The 4,544-nt window shown below is 71.2% G+C and carries 2 protein-coding genes; both read right to left on the bottom strand.

All coding sequences use genetic code 11. The features are described 5' to 3' along the window. On the bottom strand, positions 1-4,080 hold a 4,080-nt coding region (locus ABZ953_RS39035; protein ID WP_361734251.1), incomplete at its 3' end, for an acyltransferase domain-containing protein. 106 nt (positions 4,081-4,186) lie between these two features. Next, the coding region (locus ABZ953_RS39030; protein ID WP_361734249.1) for a phosphopantetheine-binding protein at positions 4,187-4,544 on the bottom strand (358 nt) is incomplete at its 5' end.

Raw genomic sequence — 4,544 nt, 5'->3', positions numbered from 1 at the left:
CACCCGCGCCAACCGCGGCACCCACACCGCACCCTCACGCAACCGCACCTGCGACTCACCCGAAGCCACCACCCGGCCAAGCCACCCACGCCACTCACCCACCGCATCCACCAACACCACCCGCCCCGGATGCTCCGTCTGCGCCGACCGCACCAACCCCCACACCGCAGCAGCAACCGGATCCACATCAACCCCACCCGTCACCACCACCAACCGCGCAGACTCCACCCCATCCACCAACCACCCACGCACCGCATCCAACGCACGCGCCACACCCTCACGCACCACCAGCGGATCAGCACCCACCACACCCGTCAGATCCACCACAGCCTCATCCGCCACCCCCACACCCACCTCAGGCAGCACACCCTCCACCCACTCCACACGGAACAACGACTCACCCACCACCGAACCCGCCACCGCCAACTCACCCACCGCAATCGGCCGCAACACCAACGACCCCAACTCAGCCACCGCCACCCCCAACTCATCCGCAGCCAGGAGCGAGAAGCCGTCGGAGCCGACCCTCGTCACCTTCAGGCGCAGCACGGAGGCACCGGAGGCGTGCACCGCGACGTCGTTCCAGGCGAAGGGGAGCAGCAGGCTGCCGGGCTCGGGGTCGGGAATGCCGAGGAAGTTGGTGGCCTGCAAGGCCGCGTCGAACAGGGCGGGATGCAGGGCATAACCACCCGCGTCCCGCCGCTGCTCCTCGGGCAGAGCGACCTCGGCGAACACCTCCTCACCACGCCGCCACACCGAACGCACCCCCTGGAACGACGGCCCGTACTCGAAACCGCGGGCCGCCAACTCCTCGTAGAACCCGGCCACTTCGACCCGCTCGGCGCCCGCGGGCGGCCACTGGGTGAGTCCGGGGTCCGCCGGCGTCCGCGGCGGGGCGAGGAAGCCCGCAGCGTGCCGGGACCAGGGGGCGTCGGTGAGGGCGTCGTCGGGCCGGGAGTAGACGACGACTTCCCGGCGTCCCGTGGAGTCGAGCTCGCCGAGGGTGACCTGGAGATGGACGCCGCCGCGGTCGGGCAGGATCAGCGGGGCCTCGATGACCAGCTCGTCGACGCGGGGATGACCGAGCTCCTCGCCCGCGCGGACGGCCAGTTCGAGGAGGGCGGTGCCGGGCAGCAGGCAGACGCCGGAGGCCGCGTGGTCGCGCAGCCAGGGGTGGGTGGCGAGGGAGAGCCTGCTGGAGAAGAGCAGTCCGCCGCCGCCTGCCATGCCGACCACCGCTCCGAGCAGCGGGTGCTCGGCGGGCACGAGGCCGATGGCACTCGCGTCGCCGCCGGCCGTGGCCCCCCGCCCGGGGGCCAGCCAGTAGCGCTGCCGCCGGAAGACGGTCGTGGGCAGCTCGACGTAGGGGGCGCCGCCCGCGCCGAAGGCCCGCGACCAGTCGACCCGCACACCTGCCGTGTGCAGCTGCGCGACCGAGGCCAGGAACCGCTTCAGGCCGCCGTCATCGCGCCGCAGAGAGCCAGTGACCACGGCGGAGACCCCTTCACGCTGCTCCACTGTCGCCTGAACGCCGGTGGCCAGGACGGGGTGCGGGCTCACCTCCACGAAGACGCGGTGGCCCTGTTCGACGAGGGTCTCGACGGCACCGGCGAAGTCCACGGTCCGGCGCAGGTTGCGGTACCAGTACGCGGCGTCGAAGCTCGGTTCGCTCACCCAGTCGCCGTCGCACGTGGAGAAGAACGGAATGACGGGCCGCGCCGGCCGCACACTCTCCAGGGCCTTGAGGATGTCGTCCTTCGCGGGCTCCACGAAGGACGTGTGCGAGGCATAGACGGCGGCCTCCACGCGGCGGGCACGGATGTCCTCCGCCGTCAGCTCGGCCACGAGCTCGTCCAGGGCCTCGGGTACGCCACCGACGACGACGGACGCGGGGCCGTTGACCGCCGCGAGTTCGATGCGGCCGTCCCAGCGCCCCATCCGGGTGAGGGCTGCCTCTCGGGACAGGGCCAGCGTGGCGAGGCCACCACTGCCGACGAGGCTGCCGACGGCGGTCTCGCTGCGGACGGCGATGACGCGGGCCGCGTCCTCCAGGGAGAGCGCGCCGGCTATGTGCGCGGCGGCGACCTCGCCCTGGGAGTGACCGATGACGGCGTCCGGCACGACCCCGTAGTGCTCCCACAGCCTGGCCAGCGAGACCGCTACGGCGAACAGGATGACCTGGATGACGTCCGGACGCTCCATCGGAGGTGCGCCGTCCGACTGCCGCAGGGTGTCGGTGACGTCCCAGTCGAGGTACGGGGCGAGCGCACGGGCCGTTTCGGTGAAGGCGTCGGCGAACACCGGTGACGTGTCCAGGAGTTCGAGTCCCATGCCCGCCCACTGGGAGCCCTGGCCGGGGAAGACGAAGACCTTCTTGCCCTCGACGTCGGCCGTGCCGGTGATGACGCCTGGCACGGGTGCGCCTTCGGCCAGCGCGTCGAGGCCGGCCAATGCCTCGTCCTTCGATCCGACGACGACGACGGCCCGGTCGTCGAGCTGGGCGCGGGTGTGCGCGAGGGCCCGGCCGACCTCGGCCGGCGACAGGTCCTCGGACTCCCGTACATGCGCGGCGAGCTTCGCCGCCTGCGCGGACAGCGATCCACTGCCACGGCCCGACAGCACCCACGGCACCACCGAGGGCACCGGAGCGGCATCCGACTCCCCCTCCGGAGCCTCCGTAGCCAGAGCCTCCGCATCCGGGACTTGTTCCAGGATGACGTGGGCGTTGGTGCCGCTCACACCGAAGGAGGAGACGGCGGCTCGCCGTGCCCGTCCGGTCTCCGGCCATGCCCGGGCCTCGGTGAGCAGTTCGACGGCTCCGGCCGTCCAGTCCACCTGCGCCGTCGGCGCATCCACATGCAGGGTCCGGGGAAGGACCCCACGCCGCAGCGCCTCCACCATCTTGATGATCCCGGCACCGCCCGCAGCCGCCTGCGTATGCCCGATGTTCGACTTCAACGACCCCAGCCACAACGGCTGTTCACTGGAGTGCGCCTGACCGTACGTGGCAAGAACGGCCTGCGCCTCGATCGGATCACCGAGCTTGGTCCCCGTGCCGTGCGCCTCCACCACGTCCACGTCGGCAGCGGTCAGCCGGGCATTGGCCAGCGCCGCCTGGATCACCCGCTCCTGCGACGGACCGTTCGGCGCCGTCAGACCGTTCGACGCACCATCCTGGTTCACCGCCGAACCCCGCACCACCGCGAGCACCCGACGACCATTGCGCCGGGCATCGGAGAGCCGCTCAAGAAGCAGGACCACAGCACCTTCGGCGAGACCGGTGCCGTCCGCCGCGTCGGCGAACGCCTTGCACCGGCCGTTGGGGGCCAGTCCGCCCTGGCGGCTGAAGTCGACGAACACCTCGGGGGTGGACATCACGGCGACACCGCCGGCCAGCGCGAGGGAGCACTCTCCGCCGCGCAGCGACTGGGCCGCGAGGTGCACCGCGACCAGCGAGGAGGAGCACGCGGTGTCAAGGGTCACCGAGGGCCCTTCGAGTCCCAGGACGTACGAGACACGGCCGGACAGGACGCTGCCCGAGTTGCCGATGCCGAAGTAGCCCTCGAGGCCGTCCGGCAGCTGCTCCAGTTTGTCGGCGTAGTCGTGGAACATCAGGCCGGAGAAGACGCCGACGTCGCGGCCCTTCAGCGAGGTCGGGGCGATGCCCGCCCGCTCGCACACCTCCCAGGACAGCTCCAGCATCAGCCGCTGCTGCGGGTCGGACGCCAGCGCCTCCCGGGGAGATACACCGAACAGTTCGGCGTCGAAGTCACCCGCTCCGCCGAGGAATCCGCCCTGGTCGACATAGGTCCTGCCGACGCGGCCCGGGTCGGGGTCGAAGAGGTTGTCCAGGTCCCAGCCGCGGTCGCCGGGGAATCCGGTCAGCGCGTCGGTCTCGCCCTCGACCAACTGCCACAGCTCGTCGGGCGAACCGACCCCGCCGGGCAGCCGGCAGCTCATCCCCACGATCGCGATCGGCTCCGCGGCCTCCGCCTCGATGTCGCGGAGCTTCTTGCGGCTCTGCTGCAGATCGGCGAGTACCCGCTTCAGATAGTCGCGCAGCTTCTCGTCGTTGGACATGCTTCTCCCCTTGAATGTGGCCTGCGCCTGAATGTGGGCTGCGCCGGAATGCGGACTGCGCCTGAATGCGGGCTGCGCCTGAATGCGGACTGCGCCGGAACGCCGGTCAGGAAAGCCCGAGCTCCCTGTCGACCAGCTCGAAGATCTCGTCGTCGGTCGCCGATTCGATGTCGATGGCGTCCTCGTCCTCCTCGCCGCGGAGGATCGTGTCCCACTGGGTGCCCAGCGCCTGGATCCGCGCCGCGACTTGGCCGTGCAACGTCGCATCCACCGTGGCTGCGGCCACCTCCTTCTCCAGCCGGGCCAGTTGTACGAGCACGGCCGGTGTGGGTGCGGAGCCGGTGAGGTCGAGCCTGTCGCGCAGGTATTCGGCGAGCGCGGCGGGTGTGGGGTGGTCGAAGACGAGGGTGGCGGGCAGCCGCACTCCGCTCGCCTCGGTGAGCCGGTTCCGCAGTTCGACCGCG

The sequence above is a fragment of the Streptomyces sp. NPDC046465 genome (genome assembly GCF_040646035.1).
Taxonomy (GTDB): Bacteria; Actinomycetota; Actinomycetes; order Streptomycetales; family Streptomycetaceae; genus Streptomyces.
The sequence above is the reverse complement of the archived record's forward strand: the minus strand, read 5'-3'. Positions and strand labels throughout refer to the sequence as shown.